Genomic DNA, 20,605 nt, shown 5'->3' with positions numbered 1-20,605 from the left:
AATCCCTTCCTATATTAAGGACGTTAACATTACATCCGTATTTTTCATTTCTTCTTCCAACCGTTTCGCAAAAAAAGCGCCGTCTCCCTCAGGCGGTACAAGGGCAAAAACGGTAGGCCCGCTTCCCGACATAAGAGGATTGAGCCCGAAACGACTTAAAGCCGCTTTACACTCACTGACTTCGGGAACGAGCGGCACTATGAAGGACTCAAAGGTATTTCCCATGGCCCTGCAAATACCTTCAAAAGACGCACTACGCACGGAGTCAACCATTTCACCTACATCGACAAAAGATACCGACTCGGCCTTATCAAAGAGATCATAAGCCTTACGCGTCTCGACGCATACATGGGGATGCAGTATAAGAACTTCCCATGCCGGCAATGACGGCAAAGGGGTGAGAATATCACCGATACCGCTACCGCGGACCGTGCCGCCGGTCACACAAAAGGGAACATCCGCCCCCAAGGCCGCCCCGATGCGTTCCAAATCGGAAGCTTTCAGATTAAGGTCCCAAAAGCGATTCAAGCCGCGCAAAACAGCGGCACAGTCGGCACTGCCACCGGCCAGCCCCGCTGCCACGGGAAGCCGTTTTTCCAGACGGATATGCACAGGGCGCAGCACTTCACAAAAAGGCGCCAAAGCCTTATAGGCCTTATAGGCAAGGTTGGTCTCATCGCATACTAAATCGCTCCGATCCGCCGTCAGTCTAAAGACGGAGCTTTCTTCTATTGTGACCGTGTCATGCAAAGCTACAGATTGATAGACCGTATCCACTTCGTGATATCCGTCGGGCCGGCGACCGACAATTCGCATAGCTAAATTAATTTTACCGTAGGCAGACTCTGAAATCATGCCGTCTCTCCCCAGATTTATATAGTTATAAAATCTTTTTATGGTTTCTATTTAACTTCCCAATCCCAACATGCTATAATACGCATGTAATATATACGCAAAATACATGGTAAGATAAGGCTCTTGTAATCTGTTTATTACGTTGTATTATAACGGTTTCTCCCTGCTTTTACAATTCTGATTAAAGGACGGTGCATGCGGACATGCGTCAACAAGAAAAGCTGACGACCAGGCAGATGCTTATTCCGTATATAGCGAACTTCATCGGCAGCGTCATTGCGGCTATAGGTATTAACGGATTTTTCATTCCTCAACACTTATTGAGTAGCGGCATCGGCGGTGTTGCCATCATGGTTTATTACGCTACGGGTCTTCCCGTCGGTACGGGCAACTTTATTATGAACATTCCTGTTCTTATTGCCTGTTACAGGTTTATGGGACGGCGCTATACCATCCTTGCCATTATCGGTACCATTATGTATTCCGCACTCATTGACGCCACGTCTTTCTTTGCCGACTTCAACCTCATCCACGATCCCATGACGGCTGCCATCATGGGCGGTATCTTAAACGGTATCGGCATGGGTATTATTTATCGTTACAACGGCAACACGGGAGGCCTCGATGTTATCGGTGCCATTGCCAAGAAGTTCTACAACCTGGAGATGGGTAATGTCGTCATGGGGCTTAACACCTTCGTCCTTATGGGGGCCGCTTATATGTTTAACCTCGAATTGGCCGTACTGACCTTTATTTCTTCATACGTAAGTGCCTTCGTAACAAATAAGGTCGTCGTCGGTCTCAATCAGCGCAAAGCCATTACCATCGTAACGGTTCGTCCCGAGCAGATGGCCGGAGTCATTATGCGCTACATAGGACACGGTGTTACCTTCCTAAACGGTAAGGGTGCCTATACGCTTCAAGACAAGCAGATTATTTACACCGTCATTAAATTAACGGAAGTATCTAAAATAAAAGAAATCGTCAACAAGGTCGATCCTTATGCCTTCATGACCATCAATGACGTTTCCGACGTCTTGGGTTCGGGGTTCAGTAAGCCGTCTCCTAAACTTTATGTGCCGCCCGGCGGGGCTCCGAACATGCCGAGAACAAAAAGAACAATTCCCCCCGATTATTAAAAATATTCCCCTCAAAGCTTTTACTGTGAATAACACGGTAAAAGCTTTTTATTTTATCGCTAACTATCCGCTCATATGAATCGTCACAAAAACAAATGATAATGACTATTTTTTCCTGTTGACAGTCTTCTTTTACTTCTATATACTGATGGAATGAAATGAATGCTATTATCATATGATATAGGTTATCGTTTTTTCATGTGATTTTATCATTTAATCGATTTCAGGAGGTGTAGTGTTTTGAGTATCAAAAAGTTGGCAGACATGGAAGTGGGGACTTCCGGCACTGTCGAATCGTTGGAAGGACACGGTAATGTCCAACATCGCCTGGTTGATATGGGCGTCGTTAAAGGCTCTCATATTACAGTCGTCAAAACAGCTCCCTTAGGGGATCCTGTAGAAGTAAAAGTAAAAGGATGCGCTTTGGCGCTTCGTAAAAGTGAAGCGGCCATGATTAGCGTAATCGTCGACTAGGGGGATATGACTATGAGTTCTGACAATACGATTCGCATTGCCTTGGCCGGTAATCCGAACTGCGGTAAGACCACGATTTTCAATAACATTACCGGAGCCAAGCAACACGTAGGTAACTATCCGGGTGTTACGGTTGAAAAAAAGGAAGGCCACTGTATCTATGACGGTAAAGACCTTCTCTTTATCGATTTGCCCGGCACGTACAGTTTGACGGCTCGGTCTTTGGATGAAGTCGTCGCACGTAACGTTATTATCAATGAAAAACCGGACCTTATCGTCAATATTCTTGACGGGTCCAACTTGGAACGTAATTTATACTTGGCATCGCAGCTCGCCGAATTGGAACGGCCTATGGTTGTGGGGCTGAACATGATGGATATTGCCGACCGTATGAACGTTAAAATCGATTTGGATAAGTTAGGTGAACGCCTCGGAGCCGTTGTCGTTCCCCTCGTAGGCAGTAAGGGCGTCGGCATAGATAAACTTTTGGAAACCGTTTCGGATACGGAAAAGCTGAAAAACTTGAAGAACCCGAAGGTAGATTACGGTCCCGTGGTCGAACCGGCTATTGAAGAGTTGCAGAAACTTATTGAAGCGGCTTCTTCCATTACCTATCCGTACCGTTGGGTTGCCGTTAAGCTTTTGGAAAACGACATCGACGTAGTTAAGAAAATAAAAGCTCTCCCCGATACGGAAAATATTTTATCCAAGGCTACGGTTTTGCGCGATTCACTGAAGGACAAGGTGGATCTTGACTTCCACTTTGCACAGCTTCGTCACGAATTCGCTGTCCAAGCCTATAATGCTTCCGTTGTCTCGGCAGGTACGAGCGATACTCTCTCCGATAAGATTGACCGCGTTCTTACACATAAAATCTTAGGACTTCCTATCTTCCTCTTTTTTATGTGGCTCATGTTTACAGTGGTTATCGATATCGGTGCTTATCCGCAGGATTGGCTGGAAAAAGGGTTCGGTATGTTGGGCGACTGGCTTAATAACGTCATTGTCGACGAACAGCTTCGCTCTCTTGTCGTAGACGGTGCTATCGGCGGTGTAGGGGCGGTCTTGAGTTTCGTTCCCCTTATCGTCCTCTTATATCTCTTTATCAGTATTATTGAAGACTCGGGCTATATGGCACGTGCAGCCTTTCTTATTGACCGTCTCATGCGTTCTTTCGGCCTTCACGGGAAGTCCTTTATTCCCCTGATTTTAGGCTTCGGCTGTAATGTTCCGGGGGTTATGGCGGCACGTACACTCGATAACGAACGGGATAGAATGGTTACTATCTTGGCACTTCCTTTCATGACTTGCGGGGCTCGTCTTCCCGTCTATACCTTGCTGATTGCGGCCTTCTTCGGTGCAAGCGGCTATGGCGGTACGGTTCTTTTCGGTATCTACCTCCTCGGTATTATTGTATCTATCGTTCTTGCGCTTACCTTGCGTCGCACGAAATTTAAGGGGGACCAGGAACCGTTTGTTATGGAACTGCCTCCCTATCACATTCCGACCTTAAAAGGCGTGCTCATGCACATGTGGGAACGTACGATACTTTATTTGAAGAAAGCCGGCACGATTATTCTCGGTGCGTCCATTCTCGTTTGGTTCTTGACGGCATATCCGATGGATGTCGATTATTCCCAGGATTATGACGCTGCCAAGGATGCGGTAACAGCTACGGCTGAACAGCAACAATCTCAGATTCTCGCCTCTTACGGCTTGAGCAGCATGGAAGACAACGAAGAACTGAACAACATGTATAACGACATGATTCAGGCTCAAAAAGATGCTGACGATGCGGCTGCCGCCGAAGATCAGGATGTCAGTGACGTTCAACAGGCTGCAGAAGCCCAAGCCAAACCGGAATACCCCGATGCATTTGCAGACTTACAGCAAGAAAATCCGACGGTATACGCTCAAGCTTTACCGCTCTTCGATGTACAAAAAGCAGCTGACGATGCAACGGCAGATCTCGACTCTCAACAAAATGCCGAAAAAATCGGCCAGAGCTATGCTGCTCGTCTCGGTCGCGTAGTTGAACCGGCTATTCGTCCGCTCGGTTTCGACTGGAAAATCGGCGTAGGTATTGTTGCCTGCACGGCGGCTAAAGAAGTTATGGTTTCCACCTTGGCTACTATTTACAGCGTTCAAGCCGATGACAAGCACGAAGCGGGCCTTGTTACTTACTTGGCTAACGACCCCGACTTCAATCAGGCCGTAGCACTCTCGCTTATGGTCTTCACCCTCTTGTACATGCCTTGTGTTGCTACCTTGGCAGTTATTAAAAGAGAAACAAACTCTTGGAAATGTATGGGCTTTTCGGCAGGACTCGGTCTTGTCTTAGCTTATGTATTTGCTTTTGCAACATATCATTTAGCATTGCTCGCCGGATTGGGTGCGTAAGCATTACTTTTTCGGACGATGTCGTGCCTCTTAGAAAGAAGGCGATTTTATGAGTCCGGCAACTATTATTGTAGGAATTGTAATCCTTATTGCCGTCATCTACATGGTAAGACATGTACGCGGCATGTTTAACGGGTCTTCCGGTTGCTCCTGCTGTGACGGCGGCGGCAGCTGCTGCTCGACCAGAAAATCAAAATCTGATTCGACAAAAAAATAAAGAAAAGAGGGTTCCTTTACGGGAATCCTCTTTTCTTATAAAATCCGCTCCTTATGAAGGAGCGGATTTTATTAACTCTTATTTATCTGCTAAAGTCTGATAAATATCGTATTTTTCTTTAGCAAAGTTTTCTGCCTGTGTAAACAGTTCATCGGCAATATCCGGGAAAGTTCTTGTCAAAGCGGCATAGCGCGTTTCTCCCATAAGATAATCGCGGAACGATGCTTGCGGTTCCTTAGAATCGAGAATGAAGGGGTTCTTTCCTTCCTTCTTCAAATCCGGATTATACCGATACAAGTGCCAGTACCCGCAGTCAACGGCACGTTTCATTTCTTCCTGAGCCCGTCCCATACCGCAGCTTAGACCGTGGTTGATACACGGCGAGTAGGCGATAATAATAGACGGTCCGTCATAGGCTTCTGCTTCTTTAATAGCCTTCATTAATTGATTGGAATCGGCCCCTAAAGCAACCTGTGCAATATAAATGTGACCGTATGTCATGAGGAGTCGTCCCAGGTCCTTCTTATTCGAACGACGGCCGGCTGAAGCGAATTGTGCTACAGCACCTACCGGCGTAGCCTTGGAGGACTGGCCACCCGTGTTGGAGTATACTTCCGTGTCGACGAGCATAATGTTGACATTGTAGTTCATGGACAGAACGTGATCAAGGCCGCCATATCCGATGTCATAAGCCCAACCGTCACCACCGTACATCCAGATAGTTTTCTTAACAATGTGTTCTTTATGAGCCAACAGATACGTCCGCAATTCAGCAGCACGACCGTTCACTTGAGCCTTAGCCAAGGCTGCAATATAGGCCTTACTCGTTGCTTCCGTCACTTCGCCTTCATTACTGCACCCAAAGGATTCAAGCCACTTATTGGCTGCATCGCGAAGCTCACCGTCTACTAAAGTAACGAGTTCTTCCGTTTTGAGGCGAATGTCGTCACGTTGTTGTTCCATAGATAAGGACATACCGAGAGCAAATTCGGCATTGTCTTCAAATACGGAGTTGGACCAAGCCGGGCCGAAGCCGTCTTTATTTACCGTATAGGATAAGCTGGGCATTGCCGAGCCCCAGGCCTGAGTACAACCGGTTGCATTGGCAACCAACATACGCTGTCCGAAAAGCTGTGTTAATACTTTCATATAAGCCGTTTCGGCACAACCTGCACAAGCGCCGGAGAATTCAAGTAAGGGTTGGTTGAACTGACTGCCCTTAACGGTGTATTTATCCAGGCCCGTTTCCTTTTGAGTAAGGCTTACGGCATATTCCCAGTTTTCATGTTCTTTAACCTGTGTATCTAAAGGTTCCATAACCAGAGCCTTTTCCTTAGCCGGGCATACATTGACACAGGTGTAACAGCTGTAGCAGTCAAGGGGAGATACTTGAATACGGAAACCGTATTTATCCATATCTTTGCCTACGGCCTTTTTGGTTACAAAACCTTCGGGAGCCTTCGCCTGCTCTTCTTCAGATGCCAGGAAGGGACGAATAGCCGCATGGGGGCAAACAAAGGAGCAACGATTACATTGAATACAATTGTCGGCAATCCAACGAGGCACAACAGACGCAATGCCGCGTTTTTCATACTGAGTAGAACCCATGGGATAAGAGCCGTCGGCATAAGGAACAAATTCGCTGACGGGAATGTCATCACCCTTTTGCAAGTTCGAAGGTTCAACAATCTTTTTAATGAATTCCGGAAGATTTCTCGTATCTTCCTGCGCTTTTTCTTCCGGTAACTCAGCCCATGCTGCCGGCACCTGTACTTCTACGACATCGCTGATACCGCGATCGACAGCCGCCTGATTCATGGCAACTACCTTGTCACCCTTGGCCATGTAAGTTTTTTGAATAGCTTTTTTCATATATTCTACGGCATCTTCAATAGGCAGTATATTGGCCAGTTTAAAGAAGGCTGCCTGCAATACCGTATTGGTACGGTTCGTCCCCAGACCGAGTTCACCGGCAATCTTAGCAGCATCAATGATATAGAAGCGGAGCTTCTTACGAGCGATATCCCGCTTAACCTTAGCGGAAAGATGTGTTTCCAATTCTTCTTGTGACCAGCCGCAGTTCAAGAGGAATACACCGCCGTCTTTAACTTCGCCGACAATGTCATAAGTACTCATATAAACGGGTTTATGGCAAGCCAGGAAATCAGCCGATTTGATGTAATAAGTAGAGCGAATAGGGTTCTTACCGAAGCGCAAGTGAGACTTCGTAACGCCGCCCGATTTTTTCGTATCATATTCAAAATAAGCCTGTACGAACATGTCCGTATTATCACCGATAATTTTTACGGAGTTCTTATTAGCCCCTACCGTTCCGTCGGAACCGAAACCCCAGAACTTGCAGTTAACGATACCGTCATGATCGACGACTAAAGGTACGTCGGGAATGGAAAGGTTCGTTACATCATCATTTATACCGACTGTAAAGTGAACTTTCGGCTTTGCCGCTTCCATGTTACAGAATACGGCATGGATGGATGCAGGAGATACGTCTTTCGAAGAAAGACCATACCGACAGGCAAAAATTTCAGGTGACAAGTCCGTGTGGCGAATAGCTGCGCACACATCTTCATACAAGGGTTCGCCTAAGGCACCCGGTTCCTTCGTGCGGTCCAATACGGTAATGCGTTTAACTGTCTTCGGCAAGGCCTGTGTAAAGTGCGGTAAGGAGAAGGGACGGTATAAATGAACCTGAATATAACCGGTCTTCTTGCCTTGTTTATTCAATGTATCTACCGTTTCCTGAACGGCACCCGTAACGGAACCCATGCCGATTAAGATATCTTCGGCATCTTCTGCACCGTAGTAGTTAAAGAGTTTATAGTTGCGACCTGTGAGCGTATTGATTTGTTGCATGTATTCATCTACGATCTGAGGCAAACGGTCGTACCAGATATTGCTGGCTTCCTTCGATTGGAAGTACATGTCCGGATTCGTTACGGTACTGCGCATAACCGGATGTTCTGGATTCAGTCCTTTATGTTTAAATTCATACAAAGCGTCTTCATCAATGAGTTTTTTCAGCTCTTCTTCAGGCACCGTATGAATCTTCTGGATTTCGTGAGACGTACGGAACCCGTCAAAGAAATGCATAAACGGTACATGCCCTTTGATGGTCGACAAATGAGCTACTGCCGCTAAGTCGGCACATTCCTGTACACCGGCACTGCAAAGCATAGCAAAGCCCGTATTACGACAGCCCATAACGTCTGAATGGTCGCCGAATATGGACATGGTATGTGTACCTACCGTACGTGCCGCAATGTGAAGTACTACCGGCTTTAACTGACCGGACAAACGATGTAATACGGGAATCATAAGCATCAAGCCTTGTGACGCCGTAAAGGTGGAACAGAGACTGCCTGCTTCGGAGGCACCGTGAACAGCCCCGATAGCTCCGGCTTCAGACTGCATTTCAACCAGCTTAACAGGTTGTCCGAAAAGATTTTTCCGCCCGTGTGCCGACCAAGCATCGACATGTTCAGCCATGGGCGATGACGGCGTAATAGGATAAATCGTAGCCACTTCCGTAAATGCATAAGCTACGTCTGCTGCCGCTTGGTTACCGTCCATAGTTTTTGTAATCAATTTTACCATGAAATTCACTCCTTATCGCAGTTTAGTATAACGTTTAACTATATGTTTATTATATATATACTTATCTATGCGTGTCAAGAATAATTATATTGCCGTTTTAGCATTATGAATCAAATAGCTATGGTGTGCTTGCATTAGAGTTATTTTTTCTCAAAAAAAAGAGTCTTGCCCCAAGACAAGACTCTTTTACATTTCTTATTATGTAATTATTCTACCGTGACGGATTTAGCCAGGTTTCTCGGCTTATCTACATCGGCACCGCGAGTAATAGCGGCATAATAAGCCAAAAGCTGCAAAGGAATAACAGCCAATATGGGCGTCAAAAGTTCATCCGTTTCGGGAACCTTAATGACATGATCCGCATACTTTTCAAGTTCCGTATCATTTTCCGTAGCGATCCCGATAACGACGGCATCACGAGCTTTTACTTCTTTAATATTACTGAGAGTTTTTTCATACACATGCTTCTGCGTTGCCAAGGCAATGACAGGCACCCCTTCTACAATAAGTGCCAGTGTGCCGTGCTTTAATTCACCGGCGGCATAGGCTTCCGCATGGATGTAAGAAATTTCTTTAAGCTTCAACGAGCCTTCCATCGCCACATTATAGTCCAAAGAACGGCCGATAAAGAAGGCGTCCTCATTGAACCCGTATTGACGAGCAAAGGTCTTAACAGGCTCTACATCTTCAAAGGTGCGTCCCACATTATCGGGCAATTTACGCAGGGCCTCAATTAATTCGCTCACCCGTTCATGCGACTGAGTCCCCTTAATTTCCGCCATGTACAGAGCTAACATGAAAAAGGCTACAAGTTGCGTCGTATAAGCCTTGGTCGAAGCTACTGCAATTTCCGGACCGGCCCAGGTATAGATGACCTGGTCTGCTTCACGGGCAATGGATGAACCCACTACGTTGGTAACGGCCAAGGTCTTGGCACCGAGTCGTTTCGATTCTTTCAAGGCCGCCAAGGTATCGCTCGTTTCCCCGGACTGACTGACGACGATGACCAAAGTCTTGTCGTCAATAATCGGCTCTTTATAACGAAATTCGGAGGCTACATCGATTTCCACAGACAGTCGGACAAGTTTTTCAATGTAGGACTTGCCTACCAAACCCGCATGATAAGCCGTACCGCAGGCAACAATGGCGATTTTGTTAATGGAATCAAGAAAATCTTTATCCCACTTCAATTCGTCAAAGACGACAGATTTTCCATCTTTTGAAATACGTTGAGACATGGTATCGCGAATAGCCTTGGGCTGTTCATGAATTTCCTTCAACATGAAATGTTCGTAGCCGCCCTTTTCAGCTGCTTCGGCATTCCAGTTGACTTCAAAAATCTTCTTATCAATCCGTTCGCCTGCCAAATTCATGACTTCTACATTATCGGCACGAACGACAGCCATTTCACCGTCATTCAAAATATAGGTCTTTCTCGTCTTGTTAATAATGGCCGGAATGTCGGAGGCAATAAAGTTTTCCCCCTGCCCAAGACCGATAACCAAAGGGTTATCCTTCTTAGCGCAAATCAGACAATCAGGATGAGCCTTGGACAAAAACACGAGGGAGTACGATCCTTCGACCGTATTCAGCACCGTACGAACAGCGGCAACGAAATCACCGTCATATACGTCTGCTAAAAGATGTGCTACCACTTCCGTATCCGTTTCCGACTTGAATTCATGCCCTTTTTTCAAAAGAGCCTCTTTCAAGGGCAGATAATTTTCAATAATCCCGTTGTGAACAATAGCAAATTGCCCCTTCCCGTCTGTATGAGGATGGGCATTATTATCTGCCGGACGACCGTGTGTCGCCCAACGCGTATGGCCGATACCGATATGACCTTGGGGAATATGACCGGCAATCTTTTCTTCTAAAGCTGCCAGCCTACCTACGCATTTTTCTACGACAAGCTTTGTACCGTCAAAGGTAGCGATTCCTGACGAATCGTACCCTCTATACTCCAACTTGGATAAGCCGTCCAATAAAAAGGGAGCTGCCTGCTCCTTACCTACATAACCTACTATACCGCACATATAGTCAGAACCTCCTTGCAATTACGCGCGCAGTTCTGTCGATAGCCTTATATACCGCTTTGTCCCCGTCGTCACCGTCGGGTTTTTACGACCTTTATCGACCGGCTGAGCCGAGAGGCATCCGCTGAATGCTCGACAACCTCTTCCTCGTCCTCTCCGTTATGAGAGCCAGCGCTAAGAATATATCTTTTTCGTAAATATCGACAAACCGGGGCAACTGCCCAAAATAAAATAAAACAGCAAGGCACAATACCCCACCATTTCACTTATCATAATAGATTGCCGACCGTTAGTCAAGGCGGTTATCAAATTCGTTGATAAATACTTTCAAAAAAAATCTGCACGAAATACTTCGTGCAGATTTTTTCTTTATTCGTCAATACTCGTATGCAAAACATCACCGTTTACAGCATTAATAACAAATTTATACTCTACATTTCCAACTTGGCATTTTACTTTATATACGGGAATAAAGTCGGCAACATGAGGTTGCGCCGGAAGGACCGCCGGATTCGTGTCGGTTTGCTGCGGCTGCGGCATCGGCTGTACGGACGCCTGCGGATTCATGTTGGGTTGTTGCGGTTCCTGCATCGGTTGCGCAAACGACTGCGGGTTCATTTCTCCCCTCCCCATACCTTCTCGAGGCATATCTTGCCGGTCATCTCCATTTCTCTTCTTTTCCTTATGATTCTTATTTTGCTTATCTTTCTTGTCCTTCTTATCTTTATGAGCTTCTCCTTCACCCGTTTTTTTATGCTTTGTCCCATCTTTAAGTGCAATCTTATTAAAGGTAATACTGTTTACATCCGTACCGATACGAGCTGCCGCAATCTCTTTGACCTTATCTTCACCGATAAGATTTATGCCCCTTTCTTGTGCCTCTTGGGCAACCATCTGCGATTTAGCGGCTTCCACCTCAACTTTTACCGCGGCCTTTTGTTGATGCTGATACCAAGCACCGCCGCTTAAAGGGATGACACAAACGACGAGAGCCGCCGCTAATCGCTTTGCATTTTTAACCGTAATTATTTTTTGTACGTTTTCCTTTACAGATTGTATGTTTTTTTCAGTGTTCATAGTAAAACCTCCTCTGACCTTCGGTCATAATATCTTTGTCCATGGTCAAAGTATATCGAGAACTTCTAAACAAACTATAAATAGCTTATAAAAGAATTCATAACCTTTCAGCTTTACCCTGTTCGACTCCGTATAAACATAGTATTATAGAAAAAACATAAACCGATATTACCGTGAAAGGACACTTATGTTAAGATTTCGTGATTTATCCTTAAGAAAAAGACTATTATTAGCTAATTTCATGATGGTTGCCGTACCCGTATTGCTTCTTAGTCTTGTCGGAGGCATTTTGTTATCGGCCTTCCGCTACTCGGGAACCACTCAAAAAGATATTCTTACGGCCCTATGGCCCGAAAAAGGGTCGGCACTTACCGTGCAATACGCAGTAAGTTCCCTGCGAGTCCGTGCTGAACGCAAAGGCAAGCCAAGAGTAAAGGACTACCTGGAGCCGGCACATTTATTAGAAGCTCAGGGCATTGCCGTCATCGTGTCAGATCGCAACGGTTCCGTGTACTATACTTCACCCGGAGCAGACAGACAGGCTATTGCAGCCCGTATTCTTTCAAAATACGGCCCCAACCCTTCCGTCATGAATTGGGATCATGACGGCTTTGATTTTTCCTATGTATCACCGCGTAGCGGTACTATCGTCATGGCCGCCGGCGACACTCCCTTCCTGGCAAAAAATACAATTCCCGGAAATGATTGGAAGGATCGAGCCGAAGAATTCCTGTACATATCATTGATTATGGCGGTTACCTTAATTGCTTTTTTCGGCTTATACCTGTCTCGACTCTTGTCCCGACAAATCTTGACTCCCTTGGACCAATTACGAAAAGCCGCTGCCGATATTCGTGCCGGCAACTTGGATACACCGGTCTCCATAGACGGTGTCGATGAATTCGGCAGTGCCTGTCGTGATTTTGAACTGATGAGACAAGAACTGCGCCGTGTTCGCTTGGAACGAGAACGCTACGAAGAAAATCGCAAGGAGCTTATTGCCGGAATTTCTCACGATTTATCAACACCGCTCACATCAATCAAAGGCTATGCAGGCGGTATCTTAGACGGGATTGCCGATACGGACGAAAAAAAATTACACTATATCAAACAAATTCAAAAAAGCACGGATACCTTGGAATCTCTGGTGGACAATCTCTTTCTCCTTTCTAAGCTCGACTTGGGTCGTCTTCCTTTTCATTTTGAAAAAGTCGACCTAATCGCTTATTTTAAAGATTTTACGACAGAGCAATCACCCTTGTATAAAGACCGCGGTTTAGATCTTTCCATTGACTATACGGATAAGGAACCGGCCTTCACTTTCATTGATCGCATGCACTTTGAACGAGTCGTCCGCAACATTTTGAATAATGCCCTGAAATACAATGATAAGGACCGCTGCGAAGTCATGATACAAATCAAGGTACAAAAAAACTCGGTATGTGTTACCTTTACAGACAACGGACCGGGCGTATCTTCCGGTGAATTAACTAAACTTTTTAACACTTTCTACCGTACAGATAAAGCACGTACGGATGTTACTAAAGGTAGCGGCCTGGGCCTTGCCATAACGGCTCAAATCATAAAGACACTGGGCGGTACCGTCAGAGCTGCCCAAGCCTCGCAAAGCGGCGGCCTGATGATAGTCATTACCCTACCTGTTGCCAAAGGAGATACTTATGAAACATATCCTACTTATTGAAGATGATTTGGCCATTGCCGAATTAGAACGAGATTATTTAGAAGCCGACGGCTTTGAAATCACAATAGAAACAGATGGACAAAAGGGATTGGAAAGTGCCCTGACAGAAAATTACGACTTACTTCTCGTCGATGTCATGCTGCCCGGTAAAGACGGCTTTCAAATTGTTCGTGAAGTCCGTAAGAAAAAGGATATTCCTATTCTCATGATTTCAGCCAAACGTGAAGACATAGACAAGATTAGAGGGCTCGGCTTAGGAGCTGACGACTATATCAGCAAGCCTTTCAGCCCGAGTGAACTGGTTGCCAGAGTCAAGGCTCATTCGGCCCGCTATGAAAGACTGATCGCCAAGGCGGATAAGTCGCTTGCATCTTTCATCGAAGTCGGCAGTTTGGAAATTCAGCCCGAAGGACATCGTGTATTTATAAGGGGAAAAGAGATTTCCCTGACACATAAAGAATTTGAGCTACTTCTCTTTTTAGCACGAAATCGCGGTATCGTTTTCAGTAAGGACGCTCTTTTTGAGCGAGTTTGGGGACTGGATGCTGTCGGCGATACGGCTACGGTCATGGTTCATGTCAATCGCTTACGGGAAAAATTGGAAAAGGATCCGTCAAAGCCTGAATTCATTGAGACCGTCTGGGGTGTCGGCTATCGCTTGAAATAACTCATATTGCAAAAAGGCCCTGCACTTTAAAAGTGCAGGGCCTTTTTTATTCTTCAATTAGAATTCAGCCTTCCACAAGCCGTGGAGGTTGCAGTATTCATAAACCGTACCGGATGCGGCATCGCAGAAGTCGGCAACCGGTTTGTCACCGGGCTTTAAGTATTTAAATACGAGGCGACCTTCCGATTCAAGAGCAATCCATTCAATATGATGTTCTTCCAACATGGGATGTTCAACCGAACCGATTTGAACATGAACCTTGCCGTTTTCTCTCGTTACGGCAGGAACGTGTTTTTCCTGAGCTGCATCTGTCGTATTGGCTACGAGTTCTTTCATTCCCGGACAGGCTTCTCCGTGCAAAGCCACTACAACAGCCTTAGTTTCTTCGTTACGATAAAACTTAATCATGTAAATCCCCTCCTGTAAGTAATCAATAATTGTTATTTGTTATATCTTTATTATACCTTTTTTCTCCCGTTTTTCAAGAGGAATATAAAAAATTCCCTTCTGATTAAGTATGGATTCGTTTAAAGAAGGTAAATCTTCCTTGCCTTCCTACTTCTTTCCATTTTCCCGGTAGCTCACCGGACTTTACGGCATCACCCGTCTCATCGGAAATAATCAATATATCCCTATTATCGGGAATGTCTTCAATAGCTCTAAAAGGCATAACATTCGTATCCTTCCAGGTCATTTCCTGAGGTCTTTCAGTTTCTACAGTTTCTCTTGTTTCCAATCGCTCAACCCTATGTCCTGAATAATAGACAATAGAGGCGGGATATCTCATACCGTACGAAAGAATCAGGGTATCTTCCGTAGTCAGCGACTGCAACAAGGGAACTTGGTCTTCTGCCGAATAACGATGTGTCAGAGGGGCAATACAGATGAATAGTCCCGTTATGAAGAGAAGGGATATGAGAATTACCGTATTACGCACAACTCTTTCCCGCTTTATCGCGTAAGGGGCCAACAGAAGAGCCGACGGCATGAGCATGGGAAATGTATAGGTCAGATACTTAGAGGCCATGCCTTGATAGAAAACAAAAACTACTGCCAGCCATACCCACAAAAACCGCTCTCTGCTTTGACGAGGTAAATGTAACCCCTTATGCTTTACCGACTTTATCATTTCATAAAGAGCCCATAATGACCAAGGGAAAAATCCGCCGATCCAGACAACAGCATAGTAATAGATAACATTATTTTGCGGATGTTCCGGAACCGTAGCCCGCAAGAGATTATGAGTGCCCAAGAAAGTTTCCGTAAAGGCCGTTCCGTGCAAGTTATACATAGGTACATACCATAACAGCACTAAGATAATACACAAAAGCAGCCCGCTCCACAGGTGCCATCGAATAAAATACGACGGCTTTCTTTCCCATAAAAGGAAAATCAGGATAATAAGCCCCGGTAATACGAATCCGACAGGTCCCTTTGTCAGAACTCCTATGGCAGCCGACACAAAAGCCCCATACAGGTATAAAGGTTTATCTTCCTCATAATAGATGTAAAAGAAGAACAGGCACACGGACGTACTTACGAATAAGGTCATATCCGTTACTATGGCATGCCCTAAATACCAGTATTCAAGAGATGTGGCCAATATGAATGCCCCGACGAGACCGGTTTTGATATCATGTAAGTAGCAGCCGAACTTATAGGCTACAAAAACACCTGTCAGGGCCGTCAGAGCCGGGAAAATCCGAGCACTAAAATCATGTATCCCAAAAAGTTTAAAAGCCGCCAATAACTGCCAGTAAAAGAAGGCCGGCTTATCATACCAATAGTTCCCGTATATACGAGGAGAAACCCAATCTCCCGACAAAAGCATTTCCTTAGCCGTTTCGGCATAATTTACTTCAACAGGATCCGTAACGGCCAGCAGCCAAATCCCTGTAAAATACAAAAGAAAACACCATATTCCCGAAACAAGAAGAATATGGTGTTGGAATATCCTATGAATCTGTTGCTTCATATTATTCATTTAGAGCCCCTCACAATACTCTGACGTTTTTTCACCTCTGCAGTATGACAAAAAGTCGTAAAAGGGGCTTAAACAAAATATAAATAGATTCTAAACTTTCCCGCTCTCTCAGAATTATTCACGAATACCGTAAGCCGTGTTTTCCAATATCATCGTCGATACGAGGGCTCCGATGCCGCCGGGAACAGGAGTATAGGCAGCAGCCTTAGTCGTCGCTTCCGTACAAATATCGCCGACAGTCTTGCCGTCTACACGGTTAATTCCTACGTCGATGAGAACGGCTCCGTCTTTAACCATATCAGCACTGACAAAACCGGCCTTTCCTACGGCAGCGACGAGTATGTCCGCCTGCCGCGTAATCCCGGAAAGGTCTGTCGTCTTACTGTGGCAAACCGTAACGGTTGCATTTTTTTGAAGAAATAAATGAATAAGAGGCTTACCTACTACATCGCTGCGTCCTACAATGACAACGTGCTTACCTTGAACGGGAATATCGTAATCGACCAGCATTGTCACGACAGCCTGAGCCGTGCAGGGAGCAAAGGAAGGTTCGCCTGCAAAGAGGCGGCCCTTACTGACCGTTGTCTGCCCGTCTACATCCTTACAAGGTGACAAAGCATTGATGATTTCAGCCGTATTATAAGCCTCGGGCAGAGGCAGTAGGGGTAAGATTCCGGTTATATCGACTCTTCTATTCAAATCACCTACAGCCGCCACTATTTCAGCCTGAGGCGTACCGTCGGCAAAGCGGCACAGTAGCGCTTCCATACCGATTGATGCGGCCACTCTCTGTACTGACTGTGCATATAACTCGGAAGGGGCGGAGTCACCTACAAGAAGAATGGCCAGTTTCTTCTCTCGCCCCGCTTCTTTTTCCGATTGTATATATGCCGTTAATCGTGCTTTCCTCAGGGTTGCCATCTGTTTTCCGTCTAAAATCATGTTCATTTGTTCCTCTTTCTTCCTATCATCGTGAGAATGAAACAGTTACATTACTGCCTGCATCCACATACGTACCTGCTGCGGGAACCTGGTATGTAGCAAGCCCCGTCCCGTTGGGAATAAAACCCAATCCGGCAGCATTAAGCCATTCATTTACTTCTCTCGAGTCATAGCCGATAAACGACGGCAACAACACGGTATCTCCTGTCACATCAACAGGTGGCAAAGGGGCTCTTGACGCCGCTGCGGGAAGACTTTTCAAAACTGTCGCATTGGCAGCTGCTGCCGATGCGGGACGAATGCCCTTAATGCGAACGATATCGGTCATCATCATCTTAAATATAGGCGCCGCTACTTGGGCCCCGTAATATACACCCGACGGGTTATCGACAACAATGAGGACGACATATTCCGGATCTTCCAAAGGACCGAAGCCTACGAAAGAACCGATGTATTGACCTTCGGCATAGCCCGTTCCTTCCGAGTTCAGCCGTTGGGCCGTACCTGTCTTACCACAAAAATTATAGCCGTCAATCTTAGCATTTAAGCCGCCGCCGGAGTTTATTTCATCAGCCATAATAGTGCTGATAATCCTGCTTACTTCCGCACTGATGGGCTGCCCCACTTCTTGAGGTTCCGTCTTTTTAAAAACAGAACCGTCGGGATTATCTATTTCCTTAATAACAAAAGGTTTCATCATCGTTCCGTGATTGGCAACGGCACCGAAGGCCTGTACCATTTGTAGCGGTGTCACGGCTATACCCTGGCCGATAGCCATAGTCGCCGTGTTGATATTCGACATCTCATCAGGATTAAAGAGGATCCCTTCTCCTTCTCCGGGTAGTTCAATACCCGTCTGCTTACCGAATCCGTATTTTTCGGCATAAGAGGTCAGAATTTTTCCGCCCGTATTCAATCCGATGGCTACCATACCCGTGTTAATGGAAAATTTCAGAATCTCTTTCAGCGTAACGGTCCCCATACCGCTGTCATCCCAGTTGGAAATCACACGATCATCAACTTGGACATAACCAACGTCCTTATAAGTCTTACTTTCCGTCCAGGTCCCCGCATCAAGAGCAGCCGAAGCCATTAAGGGCTTAAAGGTAGACCCTGGCTCATATAAGTTGACAACAGCTCGATTCTTATAGGCTTCTTTATTAGCCTTTCCATAATCGTTAGGGTCAAAATTCGGCCGACTCGCCATGGCCAGGATTTCTCCCGTCTTGGGATTCATAATGATAATAGCGGCCCCTTCGGGCTTGTTGTTTTTCATTATGTCATCCAAGCCTTTTTCGGCTATATACTGAATCGTACTGTCAATGGTAAGGCGAACGGATTTTTCCTTATCAGGCAATACCTTTTCCAAGGCCGAGTCAAAAATAGGCACGTTGTTACTATCCGTCGTAAGACGCAACTTTTGCGTGTCACCGCGAATATCGTCATCCAAAACCATTTCGATTCCGTCCAGGCCGTGGTCGTTGTCGCCGACAAAACCGATAAGTTGTGCCGCTAAGGTACCGTTAGGATAATAACGACGATTTTCATCAACAAATCGTAGGCCTTTAATATGTTTATCCGCAATAACGCTCTTCAAAGCTTGATATTTATCGTCATCCATAGTGCGATCCAGCCATACAAAGGACGTATCCCGACTGAGCCGCTCTTCTATCTCATCTTGTTTAATACGCAAATAAGGGGCCAAGAGTTCGGCCGCTTCAGCCGGCGTTTTACCCTTTCCGTCCGTATCGGACTGCATCATCGTCGGGTCGGCATATAAGGACTTGGCCACTTCACTGATAGCCAATACCTTTCCGTCTCTGTCAAGGATCATGCCGCGCGGCGATTGAATCTTCCGATCCGCTTCACTTTGTGCATCGGCCCGTTCCGTCAAGTCTGCGCTTTGTACGGTTTGCAAACACACAAGCCTAACCGTAAGAACCAGACCGAAAATAAGAAGCCCTGTAAAACACTTCAAAATGCGTTTGCGCATTTTCATGTCTTTTTTTTGTTCCTTCTTTTGTTGTAACTGTTCCTTATCCATGCTCTTCTTCCCTTATTTGCAATTGCCGCTTTAACCATCGTCGTGACGCCTCATAGAGTACGGCTGAATCGTTTTCCAAAGCACCGTCCTGAACCCGTTTGAGCAAAACTCGAAGACAGTCTCCTGTATAAGATCCGCACAGTTTCGGCAATTCAGGCGGATAGTTCAGATCTTTCGTTGTAATAGGCAAGGTTTGTACTAATAGCTGTACATACTCTCCGAATGATTCTATTCCTGTCGTATCGCTGTCGGGACGACACCCCTTTGCGTCGGCGACCGACAAGACAGTGGCTTGCCGTACGGCTTCCGCCAAGTCGGTATTTCGTGAAAAATCTCCCCTCGTGCCTTCACGTCGCAACCAACGGCGAACATTGGCCTCAGGAGATGCTGACAGTGCATGATATTGCATATGAGTTTTGACGAGCCACACAACTCGATTTATAAGCTTTTCATTACACTGCCACCGTCGTAAAACGGCAGCTGTCATATCCGCTCCGACACGCTCATGTCCGTAATCCGTATAACGTCCGTCCTTAGTGCCTCGCACACCTTCCAAGCCCTTAGCCACATCATGAAAAAGGGCGGCATATCTCAGTGTAAGATCGGGGGGTGTGTGAGCAATGACGGCCAAAGTATGAACCCACGCATCAAAGACATGATAGGGATAGGACTGTGGTGTGTATTGAAGATGCGTACATTCAGGCAAAATCGGCACATCCGTATACCTGCCGTTTTCTCGTCGACGGCAAGTCATATTGCCCAAACCGGAACGCACAAGAATATCCAGTCCCTTATAAGCCGCCGGCGTGACCAGAAGTCGTTCGATTTCCGCTACAACTCGTTCCGCCGACAAGCCCTTTACCCGTTCAAAAGCAGTCGGCATAGCTCTTTGCGTCTCTTTGTGGACCGTAAAATCCAATTTCCCCGCAAAGCGGCACAACCGAAAAAGACGTAGAGCGTCCTCTTGAAAACGCACACTCGCATCTCCTACAGCACGAAGTGTTTTCTTGCTTATGTCTTTAACACCGCCGACGTAGTCGTAAATACGCCCTTCTTTATCCTGTGCCAACGCATTGACCGTAAAGTCTCGACGTTTTACATCCTCTTGTAAGGTTTGTGCATACCAAATTTTCTCCGGTCGGTGACTGTCTTCACCGTACGATTCATCACGAAAAGTAGCCACTTCATATGTCTGCCCGCCTATAAGAATAAGGCTTACCCCGAAAGACCGGCCGACCGATTCGATACATTGCCAACCTTCTTTACGGGCCGTAGCAACAATCTCTTCGGGCCTTGCAGACGTCGTAATATCATAATCGTGCGGCTCCTTATGCATGAGCTTGTCCCGCACGGCTCCGCCGACTATATAAGCCTCATATCCGGCACGATTTAACCCGGACAAGATAGTGTATACCGCCTCTGTCATAGGGCCTCCTCCCCGCCGTTGCAACTT

Annotated in this window: 15 protein-coding genes; 6 read left to right on the top strand and 9 right to left on the bottom strand. The window is 46.1% G+C overall.

What is annotated here, in order from left to right:
• Window positions 1-9 precede the first annotated feature (9 nt).
• Entirely contained in the window at window positions 10-855 is an 846-nt protein-coding gene (ispE, locus tag HMPREF9429_RS04525; protein WP_006941989.1) for a 4-(cytidine 5'-diphospho)-2-C-methyl-D-erythritol kinase, read from the bottom strand.
• Between the two features lie 203 nt (window positions 856-1,058).
• Here ispE and HMPREF9429_RS04520 point away from each other — a divergent pair, with 203 nt between their 5' ends.
• The 4 genes from HMPREF9429_RS04520 to HMPREF9429_RS09020 all read left to right on the top strand — a co-directional run bounded on the left by HMPREF9429_RS04520 (window position 1,059) and on the right by HMPREF9429_RS09020 (window position 5,085).
• On the top strand, window positions 1,059-1,994 hold the full coding sequence (locus HMPREF9429_RS04520; protein WP_006941988.1) for a YitT family protein: 936 nt from the start codon (window positions 1,059-1,061) through the stop codon (window positions 1,992-1,994).
• Between the two features lie 240 nt (window positions 1,995-2,234).
• Window positions 2,235-2,468, top strand: coding sequence for a FeoA family protein (locus tag HMPREF9429_RS04515; RefSeq protein ID WP_040773809.1), 234 nt, complete (start codon window positions 2,235-2,237; stop codon window positions 2,466-2,468).
• A gap of 12 nt (window positions 2,469-2,480) precedes the next feature.
• Complete coding sequence (gene feoB, locus HMPREF9429_RS04510) at window positions 2,481-4,868, top strand: ferrous iron transport protein B (RefSeq protein ID WP_040773806.1); 2,388 nt, start codon at window positions 2,481-2,483, stop codon at window positions 4,866-4,868.
• 49 nt (window positions 4,869-4,917) lie between these two features.
• Window positions 4,918-5,085 (top strand): FeoB-associated Cys-rich membrane protein, encoded by a 168-nt coding sequence (locus HMPREF9429_RS09020; protein ID WP_071585511.1) that lies wholly within the window; start codon window positions 4,918-4,920, stop codon window positions 5,083-5,085.
• Between the two features lie 78 nt (window positions 5,086-5,163).
• Here the strand turns inward: HMPREF9429_RS09020 and nifJ are convergent, their stop codons facing one another.
• The 3 genes from nifJ to HMPREF9429_RS04495 form a co-directional block, all read right to left on the bottom strand.
• Entirely contained in the window at window positions 5,164-8,700 is a 3,537-nt protein-coding gene (nifJ, locus tag HMPREF9429_RS04505) for a pyruvate:ferredoxin (flavodoxin) oxidoreductase (RefSeq protein WP_006941982.1), read from the bottom strand.
• Window positions 8,701-8,906: 206 nt separating this feature from the next.
• Window positions 8,907-10,736, bottom strand: coding sequence for a glutamine--fructose-6-phosphate transaminase (isomerizing) (gene glmS, locus HMPREF9429_RS04500; RefSeq protein ID WP_006941979.1), 1,830 nt, complete (start codon window positions 10,734-10,736; stop codon window positions 8,907-8,909).
• 369 nt (window positions 10,737-11,105) lie between these two features.
• Window positions 11,106-11,813, bottom strand: a complete 708-nt coding sequence (locus HMPREF9429_RS04495; RefSeq protein ID WP_006941973.1) for a hypothetical protein — start codon at window positions 11,811-11,813, stop codon at window positions 11,106-11,108.
• Window positions 11,814-12,000: 187 nt separating this feature from the next.
• On the opposite strand from HMPREF9429_RS04495, the gene HMPREF9429_RS04490 reads away from it, so the two are divergent.
• Entirely contained in the window at window positions 12,001-13,515 is a 1,515-nt protein-coding gene (locus HMPREF9429_RS04490; RefSeq protein ID WP_040773803.1) for a sensor histidine kinase, read from the top strand.
• Entirely contained in the window at window positions 13,493-14,182 is a 690-nt protein-coding gene (locus tag HMPREF9429_RS04485) for a response regulator transcription factor (protein WP_006941971.1), read from the top strand. The genes HMPREF9429_RS04490 and HMPREF9429_RS04485 overlap by 23 nt, the downstream gene beginning before the upstream one ends.
• Window positions 14,183-14,239: 57 nt before the next feature.
• On the opposite strand, the gene HMPREF9429_RS04480 is transcribed toward HMPREF9429_RS04485, so the two are convergent.
• From HMPREF9429_RS04480 to HMPREF9429_RS04460, 5 genes are all read right to left on the bottom strand, one after another.
• On the bottom strand, window positions 14,240-14,590 hold the full coding sequence (locus tag HMPREF9429_RS04480) for a desulfoferrodoxin family protein (RefSeq protein WP_006941970.1): 351 nt from the start codon (window positions 14,588-14,590) through the stop codon (window positions 14,240-14,242).
• Between the two features lie 103 nt (window positions 14,591-14,693).
• Window positions 14,694-16,166: an ArnT family glycosyltransferase gene (locus tag HMPREF9429_RS04475; protein ID WP_006941969.1), complete on the bottom strand. Its 1,473-nt coding sequence runs from the start codon at window positions 16,164-16,166 to the stop codon at window positions 14,694-14,696.
• Between the two features lie 114 nt (window positions 16,167-16,280).
• Window positions 16,281-17,114 (bottom strand): bifunctional 5,10-methylenetetrahydrofolate dehydrogenase/5,10-methenyltetrahydrofolate cyclohydrolase, encoded by an 834-nt coding sequence (locus HMPREF9429_RS04470; protein WP_006941968.1) that lies wholly within the window; start codon window positions 17,112-17,114, stop codon window positions 16,281-16,283.
• A gap of 19 nt (window positions 17,115-17,133) precedes the next feature.
• The gene (locus HMPREF9429_RS04465) at window positions 17,134-19,152 is read right to left on the bottom strand and encodes a penicillin-binding transpeptidase domain-containing protein (RefSeq protein WP_006941966.1); all 2,019 of its coding nucleotides are present in this window, start codon (window positions 19,150-19,152) and stop codon (window positions 17,134-17,136) included.
• Window positions 19,145-20,578 carry a CCA tRNA nucleotidyltransferase gene (locus tag HMPREF9429_RS04460; RefSeq protein WP_006941962.1) on the bottom strand — a complete coding sequence of 478 codons (1,434 nt, stop codon included), beginning with the start codon at window positions 20,576-20,578 and terminating at the stop codon, window positions 19,145-19,147. The genes HMPREF9429_RS04465 and HMPREF9429_RS04460 overlap by 8 nt, the downstream gene beginning before the upstream one ends.
• Window positions 20,579-20,605 lie beyond the last annotated feature (27 nt).

The sequence above is a fragment of the Megasphaera micronuciformis F0359 genome (genome assembly GCF_000165735.1).
Lineage (GTDB): Bacteria > Bacillota > Negativicutes > Veillonellales > Megasphaeraceae > Megasphaera > Megasphaera micronuciformis.
Note: the sequence above shows the minus strand (reverse complement) of the source record. Positions and strands in the feature narration are given on the sequence as shown.

Excerpts from the sequence above, each read along its gene's own strand:
- ispE (WP_006941989.1), bottom strand. The coding sequence starts at position 855 with ATGATTTCAGAGTCTGCCTACGGTAAAATTAATTTAGCTATGCGAATT.
- HMPREF9429_RS04520 (WP_006941988.1), top strand. The coding sequence starts at position 1,059 with ATGCGTCAACAAGAAAAGCTGACGACCAGGCAGATGCTTATTCCGTAT.
- feoB (WP_040773806.1), top strand. The coding sequence starts at position 2,481 with ATGAGTTCTGACAATACGATTCGCATTGCCTTGGCCGGTAATCCGAAC.
- HMPREF9429_RS09020 (WP_071585511.1), top strand. The coding sequence starts at position 4,918 with ATGAGTCCGGCAACTATTATTGTAGGAATTGTAATCCTTATTGCCGTC.
- nifJ (WP_006941982.1), bottom strand. The coding sequence starts at position 8,700 with ATGGTAAAATTGATTACAAAAACTATGGACGGTAACCAAGCGGCAGCA.
- glmS (WP_006941979.1), bottom strand. The coding sequence starts at position 10,736 with ATGTGCGGTATAGTAGGTTATGTAGGTAAGGAGCAGGCAGCTCCCTTT.
- HMPREF9429_RS04495 (WP_006941973.1), bottom strand. The coding sequence starts at position 11,813 with ATGAACACTGAAAAAAACATACAATCTGTAAAGGAAAACGTACAAAAA.
- HMPREF9429_RS04490 (WP_040773803.1), top strand. The coding sequence starts at position 12,001 with ATGTTAAGATTTCGTGATTTATCCTTAAGAAAAAGACTATTATTAGCT.
- HMPREF9429_RS04485 (WP_006941971.1), top strand. The coding sequence starts at position 13,493 with ATGAAACATATCCTACTTATTGAAGATGATTTGGCCATTGCCGAATTA.
- HMPREF9429_RS04480 (WP_006941970.1), bottom strand. The coding sequence starts at position 14,590 with ATGATTAAGTTTTATCGTAACGAAGAAACTAAGGCTGTTGTAGTGGCT.
- HMPREF9429_RS04475 (WP_006941969.1), bottom strand. The coding sequence starts at position 16,166 with ATGAATAATATGAAGCAACAGATTCATAGGATATTCCAACACCATATT.
- HMPREF9429_RS04470 (WP_006941968.1), bottom strand. The coding sequence starts at position 17,114 with ATGAACATGATTTTAGACGGAAAACAGATGGCAACCCTGAGGAAAGCA.
- HMPREF9429_RS04465 (WP_006941966.1), bottom strand. The coding sequence starts at position 19,152 with ATGGATAAGGAACAGTTACAACAAAAGAAGGAACAAAAAAAAGACATG.
- HMPREF9429_RS04460 (WP_006941962.1), bottom strand. The coding sequence starts at position 20,578 with ATGACAGAGGCGGTATACACTATCTTGTCCGGGTTAAATCGTGCCGGA.